General features: G+C 72.0%; 22 protein-coding genes. 14 read left to right on the top strand and 8 right to left on the bottom strand.

Translation table 11 applies throughout. From position 1 onward, the window contains the following. Positions 1–33: 33 nt before the first annotated feature. The 6 genes from ACFXPL_RS29730 to ACFXPL_RS29705 all read left to right on the top strand — a co-directional run bounded on the left by ACFXPL_RS29730 (position 34) and on the right by ACFXPL_RS29705 (position 6,733). Positions 34–1,395, top strand: coding sequence for an ABC transporter substrate-binding protein (locus ACFXPL_RS29730; protein WP_384925366.1), 1,362 nt, complete (start codon positions 34–36; stop codon positions 1,393–1,395). After that, entirely contained in the window at positions 1,392–2,369 is a 978-nt protein-coding gene (locus ACFXPL_RS29725; RefSeq protein ID WP_384925364.1) for a carbohydrate ABC transporter permease, read from the top strand. The genes ACFXPL_RS29730 and ACFXPL_RS29725 overlap by 4 nt, the downstream gene beginning before the upstream one ends. Next, positions 2,366–3,271, top strand: coding sequence for a carbohydrate ABC transporter permease (locus ACFXPL_RS29720; protein ID WP_384925362.1), 906 nt, complete (start codon positions 2,366–2,368; stop codon positions 3,269–3,271). The genes ACFXPL_RS29725 and ACFXPL_RS29720 overlap by 4 nt, the downstream gene beginning before the upstream one ends. Then, positions 3,271–4,260 (top strand): zinc-dependent alcohol dehydrogenase family protein, encoded by a 990-nt coding sequence (locus ACFXPL_RS29715; protein ID WP_384925360.1) that lies wholly within the window; start codon positions 3,271–3,273, stop codon positions 4,258–4,260. The genes ACFXPL_RS29720 and ACFXPL_RS29715 overlap by 1 nt, the downstream gene beginning before the upstream one ends. Then, positions 4,257–5,186: a PfkB family carbohydrate kinase gene (locus ACFXPL_RS29710; RefSeq protein WP_384925358.1), complete on the top strand. Its 930-nt coding sequence runs from the start codon at positions 4,257–4,259 to the stop codon at positions 5,184–5,186. The genes ACFXPL_RS29715 and ACFXPL_RS29710 overlap by 4 nt, the downstream gene beginning before the upstream one ends. Before the next feature lie 248 nt (positions 5,187–5,434). Continuing rightward, positions 5,435–6,733: a transglycosylase family protein gene (locus tag ACFXPL_RS29705; protein ID WP_384925356.1), complete on the top strand. Its 1,299-nt coding sequence runs from the start codon at positions 5,435–5,437 to the stop codon at positions 6,731–6,733. Here ACFXPL_RS29705 and ACFXPL_RS29700 read toward each other — a convergent pair. The 6 genes from ACFXPL_RS29700 to ACFXPL_RS29675 form a co-directional block, all read right to left on the bottom strand. Beyond that, positions 6,614–7,642, bottom strand: coding sequence for a DMT family transporter (locus ACFXPL_RS29700; RefSeq protein WP_384925354.1), 1,029 nt, complete (start codon positions 7,640–7,642; stop codon positions 6,614–6,616). The genes ACFXPL_RS29705 and ACFXPL_RS29700 overlap by 120 nt on opposite strands. Before the next feature lie 232 nt (positions 7,643–7,874). Next, the gene (locus tag ACFXPL_RS29695) at positions 7,875–8,885 is read right to left on the bottom strand and encodes an ABC transporter permease (RefSeq protein ID WP_384925384.1); all 1,011 of its coding nucleotides are present in this window, start codon (positions 8,883–8,885) and stop codon (positions 7,875–7,877) included. Positions 8,886–8,890: 5 nt separating this feature from the next. After that, complete coding sequence (locus ACFXPL_RS29690; protein ID WP_384925352.1) at positions 8,891–9,856, bottom strand: ABC transporter permease; 966 nt, start codon at positions 9,854–9,856, stop codon at positions 8,891–8,893. Further along, entirely contained in the window at positions 9,849–11,378 is a 1,530-nt protein-coding gene (locus ACFXPL_RS29685) for a sugar ABC transporter ATP-binding protein (RefSeq protein ID WP_384925382.1), read from the bottom strand. Before ACFXPL_RS29685 ends, ACFXPL_RS29690 begins: the two co-directional genes overlap by 8 nt. Before the next feature lie 40 nt (positions 11,379–11,418). Beyond that, on the bottom strand, positions 11,419–12,504 hold the full coding sequence (locus ACFXPL_RS29680; protein ID WP_384925350.1) for an ABC transporter substrate-binding protein: 1,086 nt from the start codon (positions 12,502–12,504) through the stop codon (positions 11,419–11,421). Positions 12,505–12,692: 188 nt separating this feature from the next. Then, on the bottom strand, positions 12,693–13,733 hold the full coding sequence (locus tag ACFXPL_RS29675; protein ID WP_384925348.1) for a LacI family DNA-binding transcriptional regulator: 1,041 nt from the start codon (positions 13,731–13,733) through the stop codon (positions 12,693–12,695). A 124-nt stretch (positions 13,734–13,857) separates the two neighbouring features. On the opposite strand from ACFXPL_RS29675, the gene ACFXPL_RS29670 reads away from it, so the two are divergent. The 4 genes from ACFXPL_RS29670 (at position 13,858) to ACFXPL_RS29655 (ending at position 19,582) form a co-directional block, all read left to right on the top strand. Beyond that, on the top strand, positions 13,858–16,443 hold the full coding sequence (locus tag ACFXPL_RS29670) for a PA14 domain-containing protein (protein ID WP_384925346.1): 2,586 nt from the start codon (positions 13,858–13,860) through the stop codon (positions 16,441–16,443). Between the two features lie 316 nt (positions 16,444–16,759). Further along, positions 16,760–17,473, top strand: coding sequence for a GNAT family N-acetyltransferase (locus tag ACFXPL_RS29665; RefSeq protein ID WP_384925344.1), 714 nt, complete (start codon positions 16,760–16,762; stop codon positions 17,471–17,473). 120 nt (positions 17,474–17,593) lie between these two features. Beyond that, on the top strand, positions 17,594–19,123 hold the full coding sequence (locus ACFXPL_RS29660) for an SDR family NAD(P)-dependent oxidoreductase (protein ID WP_384925342.1): 1,530 nt from the start codon (positions 17,594–17,596) through the stop codon (positions 19,121–19,123). 288 nt (positions 19,124–19,411) lie between these two features. Next, on the top strand, positions 19,412–19,582 hold the full coding sequence (locus tag ACFXPL_RS29655; protein ID WP_384925340.1) for a hypothetical protein: 171 nt from the start codon (positions 19,412–19,414) through the stop codon (positions 19,580–19,582). Between the two features lie 57 nt (positions 19,583–19,639). On the opposite strand, the gene ACFXPL_RS29650 is transcribed toward ACFXPL_RS29655, so the two are convergent. Continuing rightward, entirely contained in the window at positions 19,640–20,155 is a 516-nt protein-coding gene (locus ACFXPL_RS29650; protein ID WP_384925338.1) for a DUF1990 family protein, read from the bottom strand. Next, entirely contained in the window at positions 20,152–20,994 is an 843-nt protein-coding gene (locus ACFXPL_RS29645) for a YndJ family protein (protein ID WP_384925336.1), read from the bottom strand. The genes ACFXPL_RS29650 and ACFXPL_RS29645 overlap by 4 nt, the downstream gene beginning before the upstream one ends. A 166-nt stretch (positions 20,995–21,160) precedes the next feature. On the opposite strand from ACFXPL_RS29645, the gene ACFXPL_RS29640 reads away from it, so the two are divergent. From ACFXPL_RS29640 to ACFXPL_RS29625, 4 genes are all read left to right on the top strand, one after another. After that, complete coding sequence (locus ACFXPL_RS29640; RefSeq protein WP_384925334.1) at positions 21,161–22,381, top strand: DUF6777 domain-containing protein; 1,221 nt, start codon at positions 21,161–21,163, stop codon at positions 22,379–22,381. An 81-nt stretch (positions 22,382–22,462) separates the two neighbouring features. Continuing rightward, positions 22,463–24,637, top strand: coding sequence for a SpoIIE family protein phosphatase (locus tag ACFXPL_RS29635; RefSeq protein WP_384925332.1), 2,175 nt, complete (start codon positions 22,463–22,465; stop codon positions 24,635–24,637). A 153-nt stretch (positions 24,638–24,790) separates the two neighbouring features. Next, positions 24,791–25,792 (top strand): aldo/keto reductase, encoded by a 1,002-nt coding sequence (locus tag ACFXPL_RS29630; RefSeq protein ID WP_384925330.1) that lies wholly within the window; start codon positions 24,791–24,793, stop codon positions 25,790–25,792. Beyond that, a complete protein-coding gene (locus ACFXPL_RS29625) occupies positions 25,789–26,100 on the top strand; it encodes an L-rhamnose mutarotase (protein ID WP_384925328.1) in 312 nt (103 codons plus the stop codon). Before ACFXPL_RS29630 ends, ACFXPL_RS29625 begins: the two co-directional genes overlap by 4 nt. Positions 26,101–26,104: the final 4 nt, after the last annotated feature.

The raw sequence follows: 26,104 nt of genomic DNA, 5'->3' as shown, positions 1-26,104 counted from the left end.
CCACTTCCCACCCGAACAATCAGGAGATTTCTCATGCACTTCCAACAACGACGTCGTGGAGTCCGCATGCGTGTGGGCGCGAGTGTGGCCTTGACGGCGCTTCTCGCGGGGTGCAGCGGCGCGGGTGGCGGCTCCTCGGCAGGAGGGGGTGACACGCTCAACGTGCTCATGGTGAACAACCCGCAGATGGTCGACCTGCAGAAGCTGACCGCGGACAACTTCACCAAGGAAACCGGCATCAAGGTGAACTTCACCGTCCTGCCGGAGAACGACGTCCGGGACAAGATCACCCAGGACTTCTCGAACCAGGCCGGCCAGTACGACGTCGCCACGATCAGCAACTTCGAGGTGCCGTTCTTCGCGAAGAACGGCTGGCTGCACGCGCTCGACGACTACACCGAGAAGGACAAGAAGTTCGACCAGGGCGACATACTCAAGCCCCTCTCCGACTCCCTCACCGCGGAGGACGGCAAGCTCTACGGCCAGCCCTTCTACGGCGAGTCGTCCTTCCTGATGTACCGCAAGGACGTCTTCGAGGCGAAGAAGCTGACGATGCCCGACAAGCCGACCTGGCAGCAGGTCGCCGATCTCGCCGCCAAGGCGGACGGCGCCGAGAAGGGCATGAAGGGCATCTGTCTGCGCGGTCTGCCCGGCTGGGGCGAGGTCATCGCCCCGCTGACGACCGTGGTCAACACCATGGGCGGCACCTGGTTCACCAAGGACTGGGAGGCGCAGCTCACCTCCCCCGAGTTCACCAAGGCCACCAAGTTCTACGTCGACCTCGTGCGCGACCACGGCGAGGCGGGCGCCCCGCAGGCCGGTTACGCCGAGTGCCTCAACAACATGACGCAGGGCAAGTCGGCCATGTGGTACGACGCCACCGCCGGCGCCGGCTCGCTGGAGGCCAAGGGCTCCCCGGTCAAGGGCAAGATCGGCTACGTGCCGGCCCCGGTCGACAAGACGGACAGCTCCGGCTGGCTCTACACCTGGGCCTGGGGCATGCAGAAGGCGTCCAGCAAGACGGAGAGCGCCTGGAAGTTCATCTCCTGGGCGTCCAGCAAGGAGTACGAGGCCCTCGCCGGTGAGAAGGCCGGCTGGTCGAACGTCCCGGCCGGCAAGCGCGCCTCGACGTACGAGAACCCGGACTACCTGAAGGAAGCCGCCGCGTTCGCCGAGGTGACCAAGAACGCCATCGCCAACGCCAACCCGACCGACCCGGGCACCCAGCCCCGTCCCACCGTCGGCATCCAGTTCGTCGACATCCCCGAGTTCACCGACCTCGGCACGAAGGTCTCGCAGGAGATCAGTGCCGCCATCGCCGGGAAGAAGTCCGTCGAGGAAGCGCTGAAGAACTCGCAGGCGCTGGCCGAAAAGGTGGGCAAGGACCAGAAGTGAGTACCTCCGTCAGCACACCCCCACGCTCCCCGGCCGGGGCGCCGCGCCCCTCCGCGTCGCATCAGGCCGGCCGGGGATCCAGGGCCCGAGCATGGGCCACCCGCGCCCCCCTGCTGCCCGCCCTGATCTTCCTGGTCGCGGTCACCCAACTGCCCTTCGTGGCCACCCTGGTGATCTCGCTCTTCGACTGGAACTCCCTCGCCCCCGACAACCGCAGCTTCGCCGGGCTCAGCAACTACGGCTCGGTGTTCACCGACGCGGCCCTGCGTGAATCGGTCATCACCACCGTGCTGCTCACGGCGACCGTCGTGATCGTCAGCGTGGTGCTCGGACTGCTGCTCGCGCTGCTGCTCGACCGTAAGTTCATCGGCCGCGGACTCGTCCGTACGCTGCTGATCACACCGTTCCTGCTGGTCCCGGTCTCGGCCGCGCTCATGTGGAAGCACGTCCTCTACAACCCCGAGTACGGGCTCCTCAACGGTGGCTGGGCCTGGTTCACCGGGCTCTTCGGGGTGGAGAACCCCACCCAGCCCGACTGGATCTCCGACATGCCGCTGCTCGCGGTCGAGGCCTCGCTGATCTGGCAGTGGACGCCGTTCATGATGCTCATCCTGCTCGCCGGACTCCAGAGCAGGCCCGCCGAGATCATGGAGGCGGCCAAGCTGGACGGCGCGACCGGGTGGCAGATGTTCGGCTACCTGACCCTGCCCCACTTGCGGCGCTACCTCGAACTGGGCATTCTGCTCGGCTCGATCTACATCGTGCAGAACTTCGACGCCGTGTTCACCCTCACCTCCGGGGGCCTCGGCACCGCGAACCTGCCGTACACCATCTACCAGACCTTCTACCAGGCTCACGAGTACGGACTGGCCTCCGCAGCCGGAGTCGTCGTCGTGATCGGAACGATCGTGATCGCGACCTTCGCCCTGCGCGTCGTCTCGTCCCTCTTCAGTGAGGAGGCGAACCGCGCGTGAGTGCTCTCTCCGTCAACAGCGGTGCGGCCACCCGGCCGCACGCCAGCACGTACGACAAGTACGCCCCCGCCGCCCGGCGGGCCAGGCGGCGCTCCGCCGGACTGGGCCTGCTGGCCTGGATCGTCGGCATCGTCTTCTGCCTGCCGGCGCTCTGGATGCTGCTCACCTCCTTCCACACGGAGGCCGACGCGGCGACCAACCCGCCGTCGCTCACCGCCGGACTCACCCTCGACAGCTACCGGGTGTTCTTCGGCGAGGGCGGCGGTGCGAGCCCCTGGCCGCCGCTGATCAACTCCCTGACCGCGTCGTTCTTCTCCACGCTCTTCGTGCTCCTGCTGGCCCTGCCCGCGGCGTACGCGCTCTCCATCAAGCGCGTGGAGAAGTGGACGGACGTCATGTTCTTCTTCCTCTCCACGAAGATGCTGCCGGTGGTCGCCGGGCTGCTGCCCATCTACCTCTTCGCGAAGAACGTCGGCATGCTGGACAACATCTGGCTGCTGGTCATCCTCTACACCTCGATGAACCTGCCGATCGCGGTGTGGATGATGCAGTCCTTCCTCGCGGACGTGCCGGTCTCCATCATCGAGGCCGCGCAGGTGGACGGGGCCCGACTGCCCACCGTCCTGCTGCGGGTGGTCGCGCCGGTCGCCGCGCCCGGTATCGCGGCGACGTCGCTGATCTGCTTCATCTTCAGCTGGAACGAGCTGCTCTTCGCCCGGGTCCTCACCGGGGTGACGGCGCAGACCGCCCCCGTGTTCCTGACGGGCTTCGTCACCAGCCAGGGGCTCTTCCTCGCCCAACTGTGCGCGGCCTCCGTCGTTGTGTCCCTGCCGGTGCTCGCCGCAGGTTTCGCCGCCCAGGACAAGCTGGTCCAGGGCCTTTCTCTTGGAGCTGTGAAGTAATGAGGGCTGCGATCGTCGAAGCCGTCGGCAAGGTCTCCGTCACGACGGTTCCCGACCCCACCCCTGGCCCTCGGGACGTGGTTGTCTCCGTTGCCGCGTGCGGACTGTGCGGCACCGATCTGCACATTCTCCAGGGCGAGTTCGCGCCCACCCTGCCGATCATCCCGGGGCACGAGTTCGCCGGTGAGATCGTCGGGATCGGCGCCGACGTCACCGAACTGGCGATCGGCGACAAGGTCGCCGTCGACCCGTCCCTGTACTGCCACGAATGCCGCTACTGCCGTACCGGACGGGGCAACCTGTGCGACCGGTGGAACGCGATCGGGGTCAGCAAGCCGGGCGGGGCCGCCGAGTTCGCCGTCGCGCCGGTCGCCAACTGCGTCAAGCTGCCCGACCACATCGACGTGAAGGACGCGGCGCTCATCGAGCCGCTCTCCTGCGCCGTACGCGGATACGACGTGCTCAGGTCGACCCTCGGCGCCGAGGTGCTGATCTACGGATCCGGCACCATGGGCCTGATGATGCTGGAGCTGGCCAAGCGCACCGGCGCCGCCTCCGTGGACATGCTCGACATCAACCCTGAGCGGCTGGCGACCGCCGGCAAGCTCGGCTGCTCGCGCTCCGGCTCCTCGGCGGACGAGTTCGACCGGCCCACCGGCTGGGACGTCGTCATCGACGCCACCGGCAACGCGGGCGCCATCCAGGACGGCCTCGGCCGGGTCGCCAAGGGCGGTACCTTCCTCCAGTTCGGCGTCGCCGACTACGCGACGACCGCCGTCATCGAGCCGTACCGGATCTACAACCAGGAGATCACGATCACCGGCTCCATGGCGGTGCTGCACAGCTACGAGCGGGCCGCCGCGCTCTTCGCCTCCGGCGTGCTCGACCCGGCGGTCTTCATCAGCGACCGGCTGCCGCTGGAGCAGTACCCGCAGGCCATCGACAAGTTCAAGGCGGGCCAGGGACGCAAGATCGTGGTCCAGCCGTGACCGAGGTCCCACCCGGCGCGGTGCTCGTGATGGGCGAGGCGCTCATCGACCTCGTCCCCGTGCCGGACGACCCGGAGACGTACCGGGCCCAGCCCGGCGGCGCGCCCGCCAACGTCGCGGCCGGGCTGGCCAGGCTCGGTACGCCGAGCTGGTTCGCCGGGGCGCTCGGCGGCGACGGCTTCGCCCGCATGATCGAAGCGCGGCTGGCCGACGCCGGTACGGAACTCGGCCTCTGCGCGCGCTCGGGGCTGCCCACGACGCTCGCGGTCGCCGACCCGGGCCCCGACGGCACCGGCTACCACTTCCACGTCGGCGAGACGGCGACCTTCCGGCTGCCGGACCACGCGGCGCGGGCGGACCGGTTCGCCGCCGTGTACGTGGGCGGTGTCGCCGCCGTCGTCGAGCCGGCGGCCGAGGCCGTCGCGGCCACCGCCCGCGCGGGCGCCGCGGGTTCGCTGCTGGTGGTGGACCCCAATGTGCGCGAGGACCGGACGATCGACCCGGACTCCGCCTTGCGGCTGCTGCGCGAACTCTGCTCACTGGCCCATGTCGTCAAGGCGAGCGACGAGGACCTGGCCCGGCTCTGGCCGGACACGGACCCCGACGAGAGCTGCCGGCGGCTGGCCGGGGAGGGGCGCCTCGTGGTGCTCACCCGCGGCGCCAAGGGTGCCACGGCGTTCGCGGGCGACGCGGAGCCGGTCTCCGTGCCCGCGGTGCCCGTCGAGGTGGTCAACACCATCGGCGCCGGTGACGCCTTCATGGCCGGCGTCATCAACTGGCTGACCGCGCACGGCGTGGACGGGCCCGGCACCGTCGCCGGGCTGCCCCGCGAAGGGGTGACGGAGATGCTGGACTTCGCGTCCAGGGTGGCCGCCTCGGTCTGCGCCCAGACCGGTACGGAGCCGACGAGACCGCCGGGCACCTGACCCCTCCCGTACGGCGGTCGCCGTACCCGGCCCACGGCGCGTGCGGGCCTCCCCGTAACCGACCGGTGGGATACCGGCGGCGAATTTCGCACAACCGGGGACGCCACGTGTTCCGGGATGGCACGCTGTGTGCCGATACGCGGCCGTGCGGTGACCGGGACGCGGCCGGTGAGGCCTTGTCACGGTCGTCGCGGAGCCTTTACGTTGGCCGCTGCGACGTGTCCTACAGCCAGTGGGGGAGCCACATCATGGCCGCAACCGGTCGGCATCGCCGATACCAGCCGAGCCGTATCAACCGTGCGTCGCTCACCGTCACGGCGGGCGGGGCGGGCATGGCGCTGCCGCTCCTCGCCGCCGCGACCGCGCACGCGGCGCCGGTCGACGTGTGGGAGAAGGTCGCTGCCTGCGAGTCGACCAGCAACTGGCAGATCAACACCGGCAACGGCTATTACGGCGGGCTCCAGTTCACCCAGTCCACCTGGGAGGCGTACGGCGGCACCCGCTACGCGCCGCGCGCCGATCTCGCCAGCAGGGACCAGCAGATCGCCGTCGCCGAGAAGGTGCTCAAGGGCCAGGGCCCCGGCGCCTGGCCCGCCTGCTCGGTGCGGGCCGGGCTGGACCGGGGCGGCGACGCACCCGAGATCACCCCGGCGAAGGCCCGCGACACCGGGACCGCGGTCCAGGCCGAGGTCCGCGCGAAGAGCGCCCCCGCGAAGGCCGGACCGAAGCGGACCGGGACGAAGCGGGCCGCCTCGCCCACCTCCGTACCGACCCAGCGCGAGGGGTACACCGTCGCCCGGGGCGACTCCCTCTCGGGGATCGCCGTCGAGGAGTCCGTCAAGGGCGGCTGGCAGCGGCTGTACGAGGAGAACCGCCGCGTCATCGGCAGCGACCCCGACCTGATCTTCCCCGGGCAGAAGCTGGTGCTCCAGGCACCCGCCAAGGGCACCGCCACCCGCCCCGAGGAGAAGGCCGCGCCCGTCCCCGCCGAGAAGCGGACCGAGGCGCCGAAGCGGACCGCCGAGCCCCAGGAGAAGGCGAAGCCGAAACAGCAGGCGAAGCCGGAGCCGAAGCAGGAACAGAAGCCCAAGCAGGAGGAGAAGCGGCAGGTCAAGGCGGAAGCCCCGGCCGCGAAGCCGAGGACGAGCGGCATGACCGCCCCGGTCTCCGCCTCCACCGGCACCCAGTACCGCCAGGCCGGCTCCTGGGCCAGCGGCTACCACACGGGCGTCGACTTTCCCGTCCCCACCGGCACCTCGGTGAAGGCCGTCGCCGCCGGCCGCGTGGTCTCGGCGGGCTGGGCCGGGGCGTACGGCTACCAGGTCGTCATCCGGCACACGGACGGCAAGTACAGCCAGTACGCGCACCTCTCCGCGCTCACCGTGCGCGAGGGCCAGAGCGTCGGCGGCGGCCAGCGGATCGCCCGGTCAGGATCCACCGGCAACAGCACGGGACCGCACCTCCACTTCGAGATGCGTACGGGGCCCGGGTACGGCTCCGACATCGACCCGCTCGCCTACCTGCGCGCGGGCGGCGTCCGCCTCTGAGCCCCGCTCCCGCGGCCGTGGCGCCCGCGGCGGCCGGGCTGCCGGGGCCGATGACCCCGAGCCGCCCTGCCGCGCCGCACGGGACGCGGCCAGCCGCTCCGTGGTGAGCAGGATCAGCCCGCCCGCGGCGACGACACCGGAGGCCAGCGCCAGCGCCGTACCCGCCGTCCCGTACCGGAACTCCTCACCGAACAGCGTCAGCCCCACGGCCGCCGCCACCACCGGGTTCACCACCGTGACCGTGGCCAGCGGTCCGGCCAGCCCCGCGCCCCGGTACGACGCCTGCGAGAGCAGCAGCCCGCCCGCCGCGAGGACCGCGATCACCGCCAGGCTCGGCACCTGAACGGTCGGCCGGTCCGAGGTCCAGTCCACCGCGACGGTCTTGGTGAAGACCGAGGCGATGCCGAACGCGACCCCGGCCGAGGCCGCCAGCAGCATGCTCCGCACGGCGGGCCGCCCCACGAGCTGCGCCACCAGGAAGAGCGCCCCCACCGCGCCGAACGTGCCGACGGCCAGCACCAGCCGCTCGCCGCCGTCCAGCGAGTGCGTGTCCGTCCCCTCGGTGAGGGCGAGCAGCCCCGCCAGCCCCACGGACGCCATGAGCGCGCCCCGCCACGCGGTGCGCCCGGCCCTGCGCCCCACGAAGAGCGCCGCCATGGGCAGCGCGAAGACGATGGTGAGCGCGCCGAGCGGCTGGACGACGCTGAGCGGCCCGTACGCCAGCGCGACGACGTGCAGCGCCGCCCCGAGCCCGTTGAGGGCCACGGCGGCCCACCACACCCCGTGGTGCAGCGGTGCGTACGGGCGGGCGGGGGTGTCCGTGGCGACGTGCTCCTGGAGGATCGCCCCGGACGCGTAGGCGACCGCGGAGACCAGCGACAGGAGAACGGACAGGGCGAGTGCACTCATGCCTTCCACGATCTCTCGCCCGGACGGTTCGCGCGTCGTCCTGGAGAGGGCGATCCGGCGTAATGCCGTAGGAGGACGCGCCGGGTCCGATGTCCACCCGTGGGCGGTGTCCCAGGTCAGCGCGATCCCCATGGGGCCGGGACGGGGAGATCCCGGAAGGGGCGAATCGGACGCGCCGCCACTGCGCGCCGACCGGTCATGGCGCAACGTGACCGGCCGGCGCGGTCGGGTCTCAGAGCATCCGGCGCCGCCGTCCCAGCCAGGTCTGGGCGATCACCACGACCGCCAGGAAGGCGCCACTGACGACCTGTTGGTAGGCGGAGTCCAGCGAGCCGATCTGGTTGATGACGTTCTGGATGACCTTCAGCAGCAGCACCCCGACGAGCGATCCGCTGATGAAGCCGAAGCCGCCCGTGAGCAGGGTGCCCCCGATGACGACGGCGGAGATCGCCTCCAGCTCCATCCCCGTACCGAGAATGGTCACCCCGGAGACCAGCCAGGCCGCGTTGAGCGCCCCGGCGAGCCCCGCGCAGAGCCCCGAGAGGGTGTAGACGGCGATCTTCGTACGGGCCACCGGGGCGCCCATCAGCGCCGCCGCGTCCTCGTTGCCGCCGACCGCGTACACGTACTGGCCGAAACGGCTGCGGCGCAGCACGACCGCGCCCAGCACGAAGAGCGCCGCCGTGATCCACACCGGCAGGCCGATCCCGAACAGGGTGTCCTGGCCGAGCCGGGCGAAGAAGGACGTCCCGTCCACCAGATAGGTGTTCGCGCCCTCGTCGGTGACCGACAGCAGCACCCCGCGCGCGAGCAGCATCGCGGCCAGCGTGACGATGAAAGGCGCCAGCCGCGCCCGGGCGATCAGCAGACCGTTGACCAGGCCGATCAGCCCGCAGACCGCGAGCGGCAGCAGCAGCGCCACCGCCGTGCCGTACCGCGAACCCCAGGCGGCGAGCACCCCGCCGAGCGCGAAGAGCGAACCCACCGAGAGATCGATCCCGCCGGTGATGATCACGAAGGTCATGCCGAGGGCGACGACGGCGAGGAACGCCGAGGAGACCGCCATGTTCGCCAGGTTGTCGCCGGTCGCGAAGGTGTCGAAGCCGACGGAGGCGGCGACGGCCACCACCACCAGGGTGAAGAGCGCGCCGTGCTGCTGGGCGAGCGCGCTCAGCCGTTCGGCCCGGCTCGCGCCGAACGTGTCCCCTTCGTCGTTCAGGGAGTTGGCCTCCCGGGTCTCCACCGTGGTCACCGCTTCCCCCGTTCCCGTGCCGCGTACACCGCGAGCACGATCACCACGGCCTGGGCGATCTGGGTCCAGGACGGCGGCAGGTCGTGTTTGATGAGCGTGGCGGTCAGCAGCTGGATGAGCACGGCGCCCGCCACGGTTCCGCCGATCCTGATCCGGCCGCCGCTCAGCGGCGTACCGCCCACCACCACGGCGGTGATGGCCGACAGCTCCATCAGGGTGCCGAGCGAGGTCGGGTCGCTCGCCTGGAGCCTGGTGGTGGCCAGCACCCCGGCGACGGCGGCCAGGACGCCCGAGCAGACGTAGACGAGGATCAGCACCCGGCGCACCGGCAGTCCCGCGAGCCGGGCCGCAGGTCTGCTGTCACCGATCGCGAGGAGCTGCCGGCCGAAGGTCGTGCGCCGTACGGTGAAGCCCACCGCGAGCGCCAGCGCGGCGGCGATCAGCACCAGGTACGGGACGCCCAGCAGATCGCCCGAGCCCAGCGCGGCCAGACCCGGGTCCCTGACGTCCTTGAGCTGGGGGAGCAGGACCAGGGCGAGACCGCGCCCGGCGACCATCAGCGCGAGCGTCGCCACGATGGGCTGCACCCCGATGAACGCGACCAGCGAACCGTTGGCGAGCCCGACGGCGGCCCCGCCCACCACCGCCACCAGCAGCGCGATCCACGGTCCGTACCCGAGGTAGAGGGAGAGCAGCGAGGTGGAGAGCGCCATCACCGCGCCCACGGAGAGGTCCACGCCCTCGCTGCCGATGGCCAGCGCCATCCCGAGCGCCACGATGATGACCGGGGCGACCTGCACGGCCTGGGTGCGGAAGTTCTCCGCGGACAGGAAGTGCGGGGTGAGCAGGACATTGGCGAGCAGCAGGGCGGCCACGCCCGCGTAGACGCCGTACTCCTGGAGGAGCGTGAGCAGCCGCGCCCGGTCCACGGGTACGCGCCGGGGCGCCGCGAGATCAGTCATGACGGGCCTCGTCCTCCTCGGGTACGCCCCCTGCCGCGATGGCGTGCAGCAGCCGGTCCTCCGTCACCTCGGAACCGGTCAACTCCGCCACCACCGCACCGTCCTTGAGCACCACGACCCGGTCGGAGCCCTCGATCAGCTCCTCCATGTCGGAGGAGATCAGCACCACCCCGAGCCCCTCGCCCGCGAGTTCGTCGATCAGCCCCTGCACCTCCGCCTTCGCGCCGACGTCGATGCCGCGCGTGGGCTCGTCCAGGAGCAGCACCTTGGGCCGCATCGCCAGCCACCGGGCGAGCAGCACCTTCTGCTGGTTGCCGCCGGACAATTCACCGACCTTCTGGTGCGGCCCCGACGCCTTGATGCGCAGCCGCTTCATGAAGGTGTCCACCAGCCGGTCGATCCTGGCGTCGTCGACCAGCCCGAAACGGGCCAGCTCCGGCAGGGCGGCCAGTGCGATGTTCTCCCGTACGGAGAGCCCTGGAACGATGCCCTCCGCCTTGCGGTCCTCGGGCAGCAGGCTGATGCCGGCCCTGATCGCGGCGGGCGTGGACCCGGTCCTCACGGGCGCCCCCGCCACCACCACGCGGCCGGAGTCGGGCGGCAGCGCGCCCGCGATGGCCTTCGCGGTCTCGCTGCGCCCCGAACCGAGCAGCCCGCCGAGCCCCACGACCTCGCCGGGCCGTACCCGGACCGACACTCCGCGCAGTACCTGACGTATCGTCAAATTCTCTGCTTCCAGGACGGGTTCCTCGGCCGTGTCGTGTCCGCCGGAGAACTTGGTGAGCCCTTCGCCGCGCACCTCGCCCATCTCACGCCCCAGCATCAGCGAGACCAGCCGCAGCCGGTCCAGTCCGGCGATCGGGCCGGTGTGGACCCGGCGGCCGTCGCGCAGCACGGTGACGGTGTCGCAGATCTCGTACAGCTCGTCCAGCCGGTGGCTGACGTAGATCACCGCGATCCCGCGCTCCCTGAGCATCCTGATCACCCCGAACAGGGTGCGGACCTCGCGCGGTTCGAGCGACGACGTGGGCTCGTCCATGACGACGACGCGCGCGTCGACCGAGACCGCCCGCGCCAGGGCGACCATCTGCTGGGCGCCGACCCCGAGCGAACGCAGCGGCCGGCGGACGTCCACCCGCAGCCCGAGACCGCGCAGCGCCTCGTCCGCGGCGCGGTGCATCCGCCCGAAGTCGATCAGCCCGAGCCGGCCGCGGGGCTCGCGCCCCAGGAAGAGGTTGCGGGCCACACTCATCAGGGGGACGAGGTTGACCTCCTGGTAGATGGTGGAGATTCCGGCGTGCTGCGCCTCCAGCGGGGTGGCGAACCGTACCGGCTCGCCCCGCAGGACGATCTCGCCCCCGTCGGGCCGGTACACGCCGGTGAGCACCTTGATGAGGGTGGACTTGCCCGCGCCGTTCTCGCCGATCAGCGCGTGGACCTCGCCGGGGCCGACGCAGAGGTCCACCCCGTCGAGCGCCCGTGCGCCGGGGAAGGACTTGGTCAGCCCGGTGACCGACAGCAGCTGCGGCCGTACGCCGTCCGCCGGTGATGGCGACGGCACGTCAGTAGGCCTTGCCCAGATCGGCCTTCGCGTTCTCGGGGGTGTACGCGGTGTCCTGGATGACGATGTCCTGGGAGACCTTCTCGCCCCGGGTGAAGGTGTCCAGGGTCTGGAAGGCCAGCGGTCCGAAGCGCGGATTGGACTCGATGACGCCGGAGATCCAGCCGTCCACGATGGACTGCACCGCGTTGCGCGTGCCGTCGACCGTCACGATCTTGACGTCGCCCGGCTTCTTGCCCGCGCTCTTGAGGGCGTTGACGGCGCCGAGGCCCATCTCGTCGTTCTCGGCGTAGATCCCGCTGATGTCCGGGTTGGACTGGATGAGCTGCTCGGTGACCTGCTGGCCCTTCTCCCGGGCGAACTCGCCGGTCTGCTCGAACACCACCTGGAGTCCGGGCGCCGCGGCCTTGAGCTGGTCCTTGAACCCCTTGGTGCGTTCGGTGGTGACGTTGTTCCCCGCGGAACCGAGCAGAATGGCGACCTTGCCCTTGCCGCCCGTCGCCTCGATCATCCGGTCGGCCGCGCGCTTGCCCTGCTCGACGAAGTCCGAGCCGATGAAGCTCACGTAGTCCTTGCAGGCCGTCGCGTTGATCTTCCGGTCGACCGTGATGATCGGGATCTTCTTCGCCGCCGCGGAACGCAGCACCGGGCCCCAGCCGTCCGAGTTGAGCGGGGCGATGACCAGCAGGTCGGCGCCCTTGGTGATCAGGTCCTGGACGTCGCTGATCTGCTTGGCGAACTGCGACTGGGCGTTGGCCGTGAGGAGTTCGATCCCCCGGTCGGCCGCCTCCGCCTTGATGGAGGCCGTCTCCGCGATCCGGAAGGGGTTGGCCTCCTTCTCGGACTGGGAGAAGCCGACGGTCGCGCCGGCGAGGTCCAGCCTCTTCCCGCCGAACTGGTCGAGGGCACAGGTCGCGTCGGTCCCCGCGCTGGGGGAGGCCACCACCTGCTCGCCGCCCTCGGCCGCCGCCTTGCTGTCACCGGAGGCGTCCTCCTCCGACTTGGCGCAGCCGGTCAGGGCGAGTGCGGCGACGAGACTCGCGGCGAGAACGGTCGTGGTGGTGGAGCGGACAGCGGAAGACTTCATGGCGGAACCCCATCTCGGCACGGCCCCGGCGCGAGGAACACCGCCCGGGAGATCTGCTCGTACGGTCTGCTGGTCTGCACGGCCTGCTGCGCTTGTTCGGAAGGTTTTTTACATCGTTGTACGGATCCTGTAAACCCTTCGCGCGAGAACGGCACCACCCGGTCCCGGGAACACTCCGTACGGGCACCTCACGCGCGGCCGAGTGTGGACTCGCGCTCCACCAGCCTGAATTCCGCGCGGAGTTCACGTGCTCGCGGCTCATCCGTGCCCTGGTCACCGGCCGGATCCCGGCCGCCGTCGAGCCGCTCCACGAGGGACTGCACCGCGAGCCGCGCGATGGTGTGTTTCGCGGGCGAGACCGTGGTCAGGGTGACCGACCCGTACCGGCCCTCCGTGACGTCGTCGAAGCCCACCACCGCCACATCCCCGGGGACCCGCAGCCCGCGCTCGGAGAGCACCCGCATCGCGCCGATGGCGATCAGGTCGTTGTACGCGAAGACCGCGTCCGGCCGTACGCCCGAGTCCAGCAGCCGGGCCATCGCCGCCGCGCCGTCCGCGTGCGCCCAGCCGCCGGTCGGCGCGACCAGCGAATCCGGCGCCGGAGTCCCGGACGCCGTCAACTCCTCGCGCCAGCCGCGCAGCCGGAGCTGCGAGGGCTCGTTGACCCGGTCGGTACGCGCCCCGAGGAACGCGATCCGCGACCGGCCCAGCGTGAGCAGATGGCGTACGGCGGTCCTGGCCGCCGCGACATTGTCGATCGCGATGTGGTCGTACGGCAGGTCGTACTCCCGCTCGCCGAGCAGCACCAGCGGCGCGTCCCGGTCACGGCCGCGCAGGTCCTCCGCCTCCAGCTCGATCGGGCTCAGGATCAGCCCGTCGATGACCCGCGCCCGGAACCCCTGGCTGACCAGGATCTCCCGCTCCCGGCTGCCCCCGGTGTGATCGAGCAGCACGGTGTACTCGTGCTCGGCGGCGGCGTCGATGACCGCGCCCGCCAGCTCGGCGAAGTACGGATTGCCCAGCTCGGGCACGGCCAGCGCGAGGATGCCCGTACGGCCCTTGCGGAGGTGGCGGGCCGTCAGGTTCGGTACGTACCCCAGCTCGTCGATGGCCCGCTGCACCCGGGACCGCATCGAGGGAGTGACGTGCTGGTAGTTGTTGACCACGTTCGACACGGTCTTGATGGAGACGCCCGCGCGCTCCGCGACATCCTTGAGGCTGACGCTCACCGATATCTGCTCCCTGACTCTGGACAGCGCCTCGAATGGCGTGCTGTCATGCCAACTGCCGTTCCTTCCAACGTTGTACAGACTGACGCAACGAGCCGCCACCCTCTCTTCGCAAGGAGGATTCGTGCGCATCCGAAGAAAACTGGCCCTCCTGCTCGCCGCCGTCCTCGGCGTCGCCGGACTCACCGCGGCCCCCGCCGCCTCGGCCGCGGACGACCCGGCCGAGGCACATGGACTCAAGGGCGAGTACTACACCCAGTCCGCCCCCGGAGCCTTCGATTTCCATGAGCTGAAGGCCACCGTGTTCGACCCCGTCATCGACTTCGCCAATCTGGAGTCGCGCCTGTCCGCCACCACCGGACAGGCCGACGACGTCTCCGTACGCTGGACCGGGAAGGTCGTCCCGGCCACCTCCGGGGCCCACACCTTCTCGATGACCGGCGACAACGGCTTCCGGCTCTGGGTCGACGGACGCCTCGCCATCGACCACTGGGTCGACGACTGGGACAAGGAACAGACCGCCCAGCCCCTCGACCTGACGAAGGGGCAGGCCTACGACATCAAGGTGGAGTACTTCGAGCACTTCGGCGGCTCGAACCTCCGCCTCCGGTGGACCGAGCCCGGCGGTACCAAGAAACCCGTGCCCGCCACCGCCTTCCGGCTGCCCGACGGCTTCTCGTACAACGGAGCCCTCGCCACCACCGTCCTGCCCGACGGCCGCACCCTGCGCCTGGACTTCGGGCAGAAGCTCACCGCCCCGCCCGCCGGTCTGGGCAGCCACCTCAGCGCGGTCATCGGCGGCGCGCAGTGGCCGCTCGGTGCCGTCAAGAAGGACCCGAAGGACGCCAGGCGGCTGCTCGTCACCCTCAAGGAACCGGTCGTCGGCAGGGGCGGCAACGCCGACCTCCGCTACGACGGGACCGGCGGCCTCACCGCCCAGGGCGGCGCCCCCGTCGACCCCTTCTGGAGCAGCGGACCCAACACCTCCGAGTACCAGCTCACCACCCCGTGGGCCAAGGAGGTCGGGCCCCGCAACGCCCTTCCCGAGTACCCCAGGCCGCAGTTGACCCGCGACGCCTGGCGGAACCTCAACGGTCAGTGGCAGTTCGCCGCCGCGACGAAGGGCGAGAAGCCGCCGGTCGGCAAGAACCTCCGCGAGAAGATCCTCGTCCCCTACCCCGTGGAGTCGGAACTCTCCGGCGTCGAACGGCACGAGGACCGCATGTGGTACCGCCGCACCTTCACGGTCCCCTCCACCTGGCAGGTGGGCGAGGGCAAGCGGCTCAACCTCAACTTCGACGCAGTCGACTGGCAGGCCGAGGTCTACGTCAACGGCGTCAAGGTCACCGAGCACAAGGGCGGTTACGACCGCTTCACCGCCGATGTCACCGACGCGCTGAAGCCCGGCCGCACCCAGGAACTGATCGTCGGCGTCTACGACCCCACCGACTCCAAGGACGGCGAGAACCCGCCGATCGGCAAGCAGCGCCTGGACCCCAGCGGCATCTGGTACACCCCGTCCTCCGGGATCTGGCAGACGGTGTGGATGGAGCCGGTCGCCGCCGACCACATCGGCTCCCTCAAGCTCACCCCCGACGTCGCGGGTGAGAAGCTCGCCGTCGAGGTGCGCGGCATCCGGGACGGTGTGCCGGTCACGGCCACCGCGTACGACGGCCGGCGCAAGATCGGTACGGTCACCGGCCGCAGCGGCGCCACCCTCACCGTGCCGGTCCGCGACCCCCACCTGTGGTCGCCGGACGACCCCCACCTCTACCGGCTCGAAGTGACGGCGGGCAAGGACCGCGTCGGCAGCTACTTCGGGATGCGCTCACTCACGGTCGAGAAGGTCGACGGCACCCCCAGGACCGTCCTCAACGGCACGCCCACCTTCCTGATGGCCACCCTCGACCAGGGTTTCTGGCCGGACGGGCTGCACACCGCGCCGACCGACGAGGCCCTCGCGTACGACCTGAAGGCGCACAAGAAGCTCGGCTACAACTCCGTGCGCAAACACATCAAGGTCGAACCCGACCGGTGGTTCTACTGGGCGGACCGGCTCGGGCTGCTGGTCTGGCAGGACATGCCCGCGATGAACACGATCAACCCGAACGCGGCGTCCCGTACCCAGTACGAACACGAGATGAAGCGGATGATCGACCAGCACAGCAGCAGCCCCTCGGTGATCATGTGGGTCACCTTCAACGAGGGCTGGGGCCAGTACGACCAGGCGCGCGTCGCCGACCAGGCCAAGTCCTGGGACCCGACCCGGCTGATCAACAACATGAGCGGGGTGAACTGCTGCGGCGCGGTCGACGGCCGCAACGGGGACATCGCCGACGCCCATGGCTACCCGAGCGCCCAACTGCCGGCGCCCGACGGCAAACGGGCCCTGGTCAGCGGGGAGTACGGCGGCCTCGGCCTCGCCGTTCCCGGCCACGCCTGGCCGGTGCAGCACACGTACGTCGGGGTGGACCAGGCCGCGTACACCGACGCGTACCTGGCCGAACTCGACAAGGTGCGCGCGCTCGCCTGCCAGGGCAGCAACGGCGCCGTCTACACCCAGATCGCCGATGTGGAGGGCGAGCTGAACGGCCTGCTCACCTACGACCGGAAGGTGCTGAAGCCCGACGCCAAGCGGCTCAAGGCGGCCCACGAGGCGCTGATCCGCGACGCCGAGAACCCGGCAGCCATGGAGTGCGGCACCTCCTGACGGCCGTCCGACGGCCCTGACGATCCGCGCGACGGCCCCGGCCCCGCCCCCGCTCGGGGACGGGCCGGGGCCGCCCGCGCTCAGGGACGGGCCCGCCCGTGCCGGACACTCCGCGCGACCGGGGCCGGACCGCCGGCGCCGGAAGCGACCGGGGCCGTCGGTGCCGGGACGGATCGGGGACGGGCCGGGGCCAGGACGGACCGGGGCCACGCGAGGCGTGCCGGGCCGTCGGAATAGCCTGCGATCCGTCCGCCTTACACGGGGAGGTTGCCCCAGGGGCGGCCGATCCCACCGGACAGATGGAGGAGCCCCGTCCATGCCCCACGCCCCTGTGCCGCACCCGCTCGACAACCCCGCGCGCGCCGCCCTCACCGGACCGCACGCGCACTTCGCCGAGCGGTACGGCACGCTGCTGCGTTACCCGGCCGACGTGGCGCCCTGGCTGGCGCTGCCCGACGACCCGGACGAGACCGACTGGGACGATGTCGCCGCGCTCGCCGGGCCCGGCGGCGCCCTCGCGCTCGCCGGATTCGCCGGGGCGCCGCCGGCCGGCTGGGAGATCACCTTCCAGGCCGACGGTGTCCAGATGGTCGACGCCGGGCTCGCGGCGAAGCCGGACGAGGAGGCCGTACTCCTCGGCCCCGCCGACGTGCCGGAGATCCTCGACCTGGTCGAGCGCACCCGGCCGGGCCCCTTCTTCACCCGTACCGTCGAACTCGGCACCTACCTGGGCATCCGTCGCGGCGGCGCGCTCGTCGCGATGGCGGGGGAGCGGATGCGCCCGCCGGGCTGGACCGAGATCAGCGCCGTCTGCACCGCCCCGGAGTTCCGTGGCCAGGGGCTCGCCGCCCGGCTGATCCTCGCCGTCGCCGACGCCGTAAGGACCCGCGGTGACACGCCGTTCCTGCACGCCGCCGCCGACAACACCAACGCCATCCGGCTCTACGAGTCGCTCGGCTTCCGGCTGCGCCGCCCCACGCGGTTCCTGGGCGTCCGGGTCCCGGTCGGGGCAGTCGTCACGACCGGATAAGATGATGGGATTTTGTTGGCTCCCATTCCGTCGGCACCCTCCTGACCCGCGGTGACGATCTCGGCAGCCGGCACCACCCCCAGTGATCAGTCAGCAGTGTTTCGACGAATGGCAGCAACGATGACGGTGACAGAGGACAGCCCGGCGTACGGCGGCAGCCAGGCGAGCCCGCCCGGCCCGGCCAGGGGCGGCATCCCTGAGCCCCGGGACGGGAGCCCGGAGCCCGGTCCCGGCATCGACCCCGAGCGGATGGCCGTCTGCCTGAGCGTGCTCGACGAACTCGACAAGCTGGACGTCGACCACCCCGACGCGATCGCCGTCCGGCGCGCCACCGCCGGGATCTACCGTACGGTGAAGCAGCGCCGCCGCCAGGATCGCAGAGCGGCCAAGACCGCCCACGACAAGGCCGTCACGGAGGCCACCGCCACCGGCTCCGCCGAGCGCATCGACGACGAGACCCAGGGCCTGCTGCCGTCCTCCTCGGCCGCCGGCGAGATCGCGGGCATCCTCCAGCGTCCCCGCTCCTGCTACATCTGCAAGTCCCGCTACACCGAGGTCGACGCCTTCTACCACCAGCTCTGCCAGCCGTGCGCGGCGGAGAACCGGGCCCGCCGTGACGCCCGTACGGATCTGACCGGACGCCGCGCGCTGCTCACCGGCGGCCGGGCCAAGATCGGCATGTACATCGCGCTGCGGCTGCTGCGCGACGGCGCCCACACCACCATCACCACCCGGTTCCCCGCCGACGCGATCCGCCGCTTCAAGGCCATGCCGGACAGCGACGACTGGATCCACCGGCTGAAGATCGTCGGCATCGACCTGCGGGACCCGGGGCAGGTGGTCGCCCTCGCCGACTCCGTCGCCGCCGAGGGCCCGCTGGACATCCTGATCAACAACGCCGCGCAGACGGTACGCCGCTCCCCGCAGGCGTACGGCGAACTGCTCGCCGCCGAGTCCGCGCCGCTGCCCGCGGGCGAGCTGCCCGCCTCGCAGGTCATCGGCGCGTTCGGCAGCGGTTCCCAGGCCGTGCTGTCCGCGGGCGGCGCCGAGGCCCTGAGCGCGTCCGACATCACCGGGCTCGCGCTGGTCGGCGGCTCCGCCACGCTCGCCAGGATCGAGGCGGGCACGGCGATCGACGCGGGCGGCCTCGTACCCGATCTGCACGACACCAACAGCTGGGTGCAGACGGTCTCCGAGGTGGACGCGGTCGAACTGCTCGAAGTGCAACTGTGCAACTCCACCGCGCCGTTCATCCTCATCAGCAGGCTGCGCCCGGCGATGGCCCGGGCCGCCGCCGCCCGCGCGTACGTCGTCAACGTCTCCGCGATGGAAGGGGTGTTCAGCCGTGGCTACAAGGGCGCGGGACACCCGCACACGAACATGGCCAAGGCCGCGCTGAACATGCTCACCCGCACCAGCGCGCAGGAGATGTTCGAGTCCGACTCCATCCTGATGACGGCCGTCGACACCGGCTGGATCACCGACGAGCGCCCGCATCCGGACAAGATGCGCCTCGCCGACGAGGGCTTCCACGCCCCGCTCGACCTCATCGACGGCGCCGCGCGGGTGTACGACCCGATCGTGCGGGGCGAGGGCGGCGAGGACCTGTACGGCTGCTTCCTCAAGGACTACGCGCCCGCCAATTGGTAGCCCCGGGACGGACATTCCGTCACAGGGCTCCCGCTACCGCGTCATCGGGCCCCCGGCCGACCGGAACTGGTCCGGTTGGCCGGAAGTTCACCCGAAAGCCGGCCCTATAGAGCGGACTGGCGCTCATCTGGTTACTCTGATGCGCACGGACGGCCAAGCAGGGGACACACCATCCCCACGGCCGTGCTGGGACAGGCCCCCTACCACGGCCGCGGTCCCGTCCGACAAAACGGCGCCACCGCGACGGAACCACCTGTCCCAGAGTTACCCGACACAGAGGAGTGCGCGGTGACACCAGATGTGACGCAGCACGAGCAACGTCCGACGGAGCCCGTCGAGCGTGGGCGCGGGCCCGAGAAGATCGGCAACCTGGAGGTGTGGGCCCGATCGGCCCCCATCAGGCTCGCGGGCTACGAGGACGACCTCGCCGAGCCGCACATCCTGCCCGGGGTCGACTGACCGGCCCGCCGCACGGTCCCGTACCCCCGCGCGCGCCGGGGTACGGGACCGTACGCGCTATGCGCCGCGCGCGATCCGGGCCAGGGTCCGGCCCAGCCGCCGGGCGTACGCGCGCTGGAGCACCGGCACCAGCGGGCCCCCGAGCCGGGTGTACCAGCGGCCCGGGCGGCTGAAGGCCGTGACGGTGAACCGGACGGAGCCGTCCTCGCGCAGTTCGACCACGAAGGACTCCTCGCCGCGCTCCGGATGCCCGGCCAGGGTGCCGTACGCGAAGCCCGTACGGTCCCTCTCGTACGCCGTCCACACCACCTGGCACCCCACGGTCGCCCGCAGTGGCCCCACGCCGAGCGAGATCCGTACCCCGGTGCCCGGCTCCGCCCGGGGCGTGGTGGCCACGACCCCGGCGCCCGACCGCCGGTGCAGGGCGAAGGTGGTGACGGCCGCTCCCGCGGCCTCGAAGGCCGGGCGGCCCCGGCCGATCGTGGTCCGGTGGCGGAGGTGGCGGTAGCCGTCCGGCAGGGGTCCGAGCCGGGTGGCGCCCACTTCGCGGTAGGTGAAGGTGCCGGTCTTCATACGGCGGTCTCCTTGAGTCGTCGCCAGGACAGGATCGAACAGAGGGCGAACCCGAGGGCGTTGCCGAGGCCGTGCGTGGCCGCCATCCAGGTGAGGGTGGGACGGGGAAGCCCGGTGGCCTCGCCGAGCGCCCAGCTCAGCGCGAGGACCATGGTCGCCGCCAGCACACCGGAGGAGGCGGCGAGCAGGGCGCGCGTGTACCGGTCCCGCGCGCCGGGTCTGATGTCGCGCCAGGTCAGCACCGCGACCGTCCACATGCCCGCGGTCAGGACGACCGCCCCGGCCAGCTCGGTCGCCTCGCCGGTGAAGTAGCCGATCAGGACCGTCAGGGTGCCGAGGGGGACGCTCAGCGCGGCGAACCGGCCCGCGGGGCCGGGCACCGTACGGCAGACCAGGCCGGCGGTGAGCGCCGCGGCGAAGCCGGCGAAGTGGAAGTGCGCGACCGTCAGCCGCAGGACCGTCAGGTCGAAGCCGAGCAGATGGTGTCCCCACCGCTCCGCGACCAGACAGACCCCGGCGATCGAGGGGGTCACGAGCGCGGTGAGCGCCGCCACCTCGGCCGGGGCCGGGGTCAGGGTCCGGCTTCTGACGGCGCGGAGCAGGGCGAGCGGGACCAGGGCCAGGGTGGCCAGGGCGTAGCAGACGGCGAGCGTGGTGGCCGGCGCTCCGCGCGGCAGCCAGAGGGAGAGCGCGCCCAGCAGGCCCGGCAGGGGCCACAGGCGGCGTAGCGCCCGCAGTCCAGAGGTGGCGGGCCCCTCCGGGGTCTCCAGCAGCCGCAGCCCCAGCGGCACGATCGCCAGCATGCCGACCGTCACGATCAGGCTGACCAGCACGGACATCCCACGCCACCCCCGAAGTTGAACGCGTTCATTTTCTTCGTCGAGCGTAGGCCGTTTATTGAACGTGTTCAAGTCCCGGGCGCGTCGGGTGCGTCCGGCTTGCGAGGGGTCGGTGGACCCGGCAGATATAGGGGGACATGCACGGAGGAAGAGGCGGGAGATTCTGGTGCGCTCACCCATCGGTCGACGGAATGCCGCGCTCGTCGCGCTGTCCGCGGGCGTTCTGATCACGGCGGGCTGCGGGTGGGGCGGCGGTAGTGGTGGCGGCGGCGGTGATGGCGGGCAGAGTGCGCCGAGCGGCAAGGACCTGCACTTCCAGGCCGTCGCGGCCCCCGGCCCCGACCCGTTCACCTCCTCCACCGCCGCGGCTCAACCCGTCCCCGTGGTCCCGCGCGCCGCCGCGGCCCCGGCGGAGCGCGGCGCGCGCGGGGCCGCGGGGCCGGAGGCCCCGCAGGGGCGGGAGGGGGCGCGCGGCGCGACCGCGGGCACCCGGACGCCGCGCGCCCTGCCCGGCTCCACCCCCGGCCTCTACGGCGGCTCCCCGTCGGCCAGTTGCGACGTGGAGCGGCAGGTCGCCCTGCTCGCCGGGGACCCGGCGAAGGCCCGCGCCTTCGCCCGGGGTGCGGCGCTCGGCCAGGCGCCCGTCCCCGACTTCCTGCGCGGGCTGACCCCCGTGGTCGTACGGGCGGACGTCCGGGTCACGGCCCACGGCTACCGTGACGGAGCCGCCTCCGCCTTCCAGTCCGTCCTCCAGGCGGGCACCGCCGTCATGGTGGACGCGTACGGCATGCCCAGGGTGCGCTGCGCGGGCGGCAGCCCGCTCGGCGCACCGGTCGCCGCCCAGGGCTCCGTCCGCTACCGGGGCAAGCCCTGGCGGGGCTACGACGCCAACCGGGTCGTCGTCGTCCACCGCGCCCCGCGCCCCCTCGACGCGCTGGTCATCGTGGACCTGGTCGACCACGCCTGGATCGAGCGGCGGATCGGCACCGACGGCGGTGAGGACCGGACCCCCGGGACGCCGCCGCCGTACGCCCCGGACGCCGACATCACCGACCCCGAGGCGGTGAAGGCGCCGGGAGCGGTCACGTCCGGCACCGTCACCGGCCGCGCGGAGTCCGCGCCCCCCGGCGGCGGTGCCTCGCCGTCGGGCGCCCCGGACCGCCAGGGGCGGCCCGCCGTACCGGACGAGCCGCAGGTCCCCGCGGACGAGGTGGAGCTGATGCCGGAGGCCGACCCCGGTGGTGGCCCCGGCGGGGTGCCGCCCGGTGGTGACGACCTCGCCCCGCCCGCGGACGAACCGCTCCCGCCGGAGCCCGACGTGCCGCCGGAGCCCGGTGCGCCGGTCCTGCCCGACGAGCCGGCGGGCACGGACGCGTTCCCGGGCTGAGCGTGCCGGCCGGGCCGGCCGTGCGGTCCCGGGGCGCCGGGATCACTCGAAGAATCCGACAAATGATGACAGAGTGTCCACATGGTTGAACGGGTAGCGGGTCCCCTGTCGCTCCCCGACGACTGGCCCGCCCACGCCGACATCAGCCTGTCCCTCAACCGGATGGGCACCTTCGACTGGGACCTCGACAGCGGCCGGCTGCATCTCGACGCCCCGGCCCTCGACGTCTTCGACCTCTGCCCCGACGAGTACGACGGCCGCCCCGGGGGACTGGAGACCCGGGTCCCGCCCACCGAGTCCATCCATCTCGACGAACTGGTCTCCCAGGCGCTCCGGGACGGCAGTGAGGGGTACGGCTCGTACTTCCGCGTCCGGCGGCGGGACGGCAGCCTGCGCTGGACCCACGTCCAGGGCGTCATCCGCCGCGACACCGCGGGCCGGGCCCACCGCGTGATCGGTCTCGTCCGCGACGCGGCCCAGGAGCTGGCCGACTCCGCCGCGCGCCATGAACTGGGCACCCTGCGGCGGGTGGGTGCGGGCGTCGTCGAGTCCACCACCGCCGCGCTCGCCCACGCCAGGACCGTCCAGGACGTCATCGACGTCCTCAAGCAGTCCCACGGGCTGGCCCACCTCGGCGCCAGCAGTCTGGTCATGGGTCTGGTGGACGCGGGCCGCATCCATCTGGTCGCCGAGGGGCCCGAGGGCTCCTACGTACCGGGCACCCGGATCACCCGTACCGACGAGGCGTACCCGATGAGCGAGGTGGTGCGCACGCTCCTGCCCCGCTTCATCGAATCCGCCCAGGAGTTCGCGGACGGCTACCCCATGCTCTGGCCCTCCATCGAGGACCTCGGCATCAACGCCGCCGCCTATCTGCCGCTGATCGCGCAGGCGCGGCCCATCGGGGCGCTCGGGCTGCTCTACCGCGACCGGATCGGCTTCAGCGCCGAGGACCGCAATCTGCTCGTCGCGCTCGGCAGCAGCATCGCGCAGAGCCTCCAGCGCGCCGTGCTCTTCGAGCAGGAGCACGACCTCGCGGAGGGGCTGCAGCAGGCGATGCTGCCGCGCAGGATCCCGGCCGTGCCGGGCGCCGAGATCGCCGTACGCTACCGCTCCGCGCGGCTCGGCCGGGACATCGGCGGCGACTGGTACGACGTGATCCCGCTGCCCGGCGGCCGGGTCGGGGCGGTCATCGGGGACGTCCAGGGCCATGACACCCACGCCGCCGCCGTGATGGGACAGCTCAGGATCGTGCTGCGCGCGTACGCCGCCGAGGGGCACGAGCCCGCCACCGTGATGGCCCGCGCCTCGGTCTTCCTCCACGAACTGGACACCGACCGCTTCGCGACCTGCACCTACGCGGAGGCCGACCTGACGACCGGGGTCATCCAGCTCGTCCGGGCCGGCCATGTCGATCCGCTGCTCAGGGACACCGACGGGAGCTGCCGCCGGCTGCCGCTGCCCGGCGGGATGCCGCTCGGGCTCTCCGCCGCCTTCGGCGGGCTCGACTACCCCGTCGAGACCGTCGAGCTGGACCCGGGGCAGACCCTGCTGCTCTACACCGACGGCCTCGTGGAGCAGCCGGGCGCCGACCTCGACGACGGGATGCAGCTGCTGGCCACGCTGGTACGGGACGGGCCGCGCGATCTCCAGCACCTCGCCGACCGGCTCTGCGAGGTGGTGGACGCGCGCGGCGGCGAGGACGACGTCGCCGTCCTGCTGCTGCGCCGTGGCGGTACGCGCGCCCCGCGCTCCGGCGGCCGGCTCCACCAGCGGGTCGCGCGGGACGACGCCGAGGGGCTGGCCACCGCGCGTCACATGATCAGGGCGGCGGTCACCGCCTGGGGCGCCCGGGAGCGCTCCGACGCGATCGAACTGGCCGCCGACGAGCTGATCACCAACGCCCTGGTGCACACCGACGGCGGCGCGACCGTGGTGGTCCGGGTGCTGCCGCGGACGGAGCGGTGGGAGCCGGGACGCCCGGGGGAGGGGCTGCCGGGAACCGGGCCGCCGGGGGCCGTGCCGTCGGAGCCGGAGCCGTTGCTGGAGCGGCCAGGGACGGGCCGGCGGCTGCGGGTGGAGGTCGAGGACGGGTCGAGCGCCCTGCCGCACCGCCGCGATGCCGGGGAGTCCGGTCTCTCCGGGCGCGGACTCGTGCTCGTGGACGAACTGGCGGACGACTGGGGCGTGGAGTCGCGCGGCAGCGGCAAGTGCGTATGGTGCGAATTCGCCGTCCCTGACCGGCCGGGGCACTGAACGGATTCCCCGACCACAGCCGATAGATCGGACAGGTCGGCGCGGAAAATTCCCCAAAGGCTGCCTCAAGGGTGTTGACGTCCTCAGTCATCCGATGAATATTCGTCGTGATCGACGACCGACGGACGTCGGCACACGGGAGGCGGCAGCGGTATGCGGCACACCACGCTCGGGACCGGCACGGTCCCGGTGACCGGCCTGTCCTTCGGGGCGGCCGGGATCGGCAATCTCTACACCCCGGTCGGCCCCGGGCAGGCGCGCGACGCCGTCGACGCCGCCTGGGACGCGGGCATCCGGTACTTCGACACCGCGCCCCACTACGGCCTCGGCCTCTCCGAACGGCGACTCGGCGAGGCGCTGCGAGAGCGGCCACGGAACGCGTACACGCTCTCCACCAAGGTCGGCCGGATCCTCGAACCGGTCGCGGGCGCCGACACCACCGCGCTCGGAGACCTCCCCGACGACCTCGCCCACGGCTTCGCCGTACCGGCCACGCACCGCAGGGTGTGGGACTTCAGCGCCGACGGCGTACGCCGCTCCGTCGAGGAGAGCCTGACCCGGCTCGGCCTCGACCGGATCGACATCGTCTATCTCCACGACCCCGACGATCACGCCGAGGAGGCCTTCACCCAGGCGTACCCGGCGCTGGAGCGGCTGCGCGCCGAGGGCACCGTCGGCGCCATCGGCGCCGGGATGAACCAGACCGCGATGCTCACCCGTTTCCTGCGCGAGACCGACGCCGATGTCGTCCTGTGCGCGGGCCGCTTCACCCTGCTCGACGGGTCGGCGCTCACCGAACTGCTTCCCGAGGCCACGGCGCGCGGCAGGAGCGTCGTGGTCGGCGGGGTCTTCAACTCCGGGCTGCTCGCCGACCCGCGCCCCGGCGCGACGTACGACTACACCGCCGCGCCGCCCGCCCTGCTCGACCGGGCCCTGCGCATGGACGCCGTCACCCGGCGGTACGGCGTCCCGCTGCGCGCCGCCGCCCTCCACTACCCCCTGCGCCATCCGGCCGTCGCGAGCGTCCTGGTCGGCACCAGATCCGCCGCCGAGGTACGGGACACCGCCGCGCTCGCCGGCCTGACCCTCCCCGACGACCTCTGGGCCGAACTGCGCGCCGAGGGACTGCTCACCGAGAACGGAGACCCCGCATGAGAGTCGCCCTGCACACCAAGGTCCGCGCCGACCGTGTCGAGGCGTACGAGGAGGCCCACCGCGAGGTGCCCGCCGAACTCACCGCCGCGATCCGCGCCGCGGGCGCCACCTCCTGGACGATCTGGCGCAGCGGCACCGACCTCTTCCACCTGCTGGAGTGCGCGGACTACGCGGCCCTGCTCGCCGCCCTGGACCGGCTCCCGGTCAACATCGCCTGGCAGGCACGGATGGCCGATCTCCTCGACGTCGTCCACGACTACTCCGAAGGCGGCGCGGACGCCGGACTGCCCGTGGTGTGGCAGCTGTGACCGC

The organism is Streptomyces sp. NPDC059092 (genome assembly GCF_042756365.1).
GTDB lineage: Bacteria > Actinomycetota > Actinomycetes > Streptomycetales > Streptomycetaceae > Streptomyces.
Note: the sequence above shows the minus strand (reverse complement) of the source record. Positions and strands in the feature narration are given on the sequence as shown.

What these genes read in the sequence shown, in the direction of transcription:
- ACFXPL_RS29730 (WP_384925366.1), top strand. Translation starts at nt 34, where the DNA reads ATGCACTTCCAACAACGACGTCGTGGAGTCCGCATGCGTGTGGGCGCG.
- ACFXPL_RS29715 (WP_384925360.1), top strand. Translation starts at nt 3,271, where the DNA reads ATGAGGGCTGCGATCGTCGAAGCCGTCGGCAAGGTCTCCGTCACGACG.
- ACFXPL_RS29705 (WP_384925356.1), top strand. Translation starts at nt 5,435, where the DNA reads ATGGCCGCAACCGGTCGGCATCGCCGATACCAGCCGAGCCGTATCAAC.
- ACFXPL_RS29700 (WP_384925354.1), bottom strand. Translation starts at nt 7,642, where the DNA reads ATGAGTGCACTCGCCCTGTCCGTTCTCCTGTCGCTGGTCTCCGCGGTC.
- ACFXPL_RS29690 (WP_384925352.1), bottom strand. Translation starts at nt 9,856, where the DNA reads ATGACTGATCTCGCGGCGCCCCGGCGCGTACCCGTGGACCGGGCGCGG.
- ACFXPL_RS29680 (WP_384925350.1), bottom strand. Translation starts at nt 12,504, where the DNA reads ATGAAGTCTTCCGCTGTCCGCTCCACCACCACGACCGTTCTCGCCGCG.
- ACFXPL_RS29665 (WP_384925344.1), top strand. Translation starts at nt 16,760, where the DNA reads ATGCCCCACGCCCCTGTGCCGCACCCGCTCGACAACCCCGCGCGCGCC.
- ACFXPL_RS29660 (WP_384925342.1), top strand. Translation starts at nt 17,594, where the DNA reads ATGACGGTGACAGAGGACAGCCCGGCGTACGGCGGCAGCCAGGCGAGC.
- ACFXPL_RS29650 (WP_384925338.1), bottom strand. Translation starts at nt 20,155, where the DNA reads ATGAAGACCGGCACCTTCACCTACCGCGAAGTGGGCGCCACCCGGCTC.
- ACFXPL_RS29645 (WP_384925336.1), bottom strand. Translation starts at nt 20,994, where the DNA reads ATGTCCGTGCTGGTCAGCCTGATCGTGACGGTCGGCATGCTGGCGATC.
- ACFXPL_RS29635 (WP_384925332.1), top strand. Translation starts at nt 22,463, where the DNA reads ATGGTTGAACGGGTAGCGGGTCCCCTGTCGCTCCCCGACGACTGGCCC.
- ACFXPL_RS29630 (WP_384925330.1), top strand. Translation starts at nt 24,791, where the DNA reads ATGCGGCACACCACGCTCGGGACCGGCACGGTCCCGGTGACCGGCCTG.
- ACFXPL_RS29625 (WP_384925328.1), top strand. Translation starts at nt 25,789, where the DNA reads ATGAGAGTCGCCCTGCACACCAAGGTCCGCGCCGACCGTGTCGAGGCG.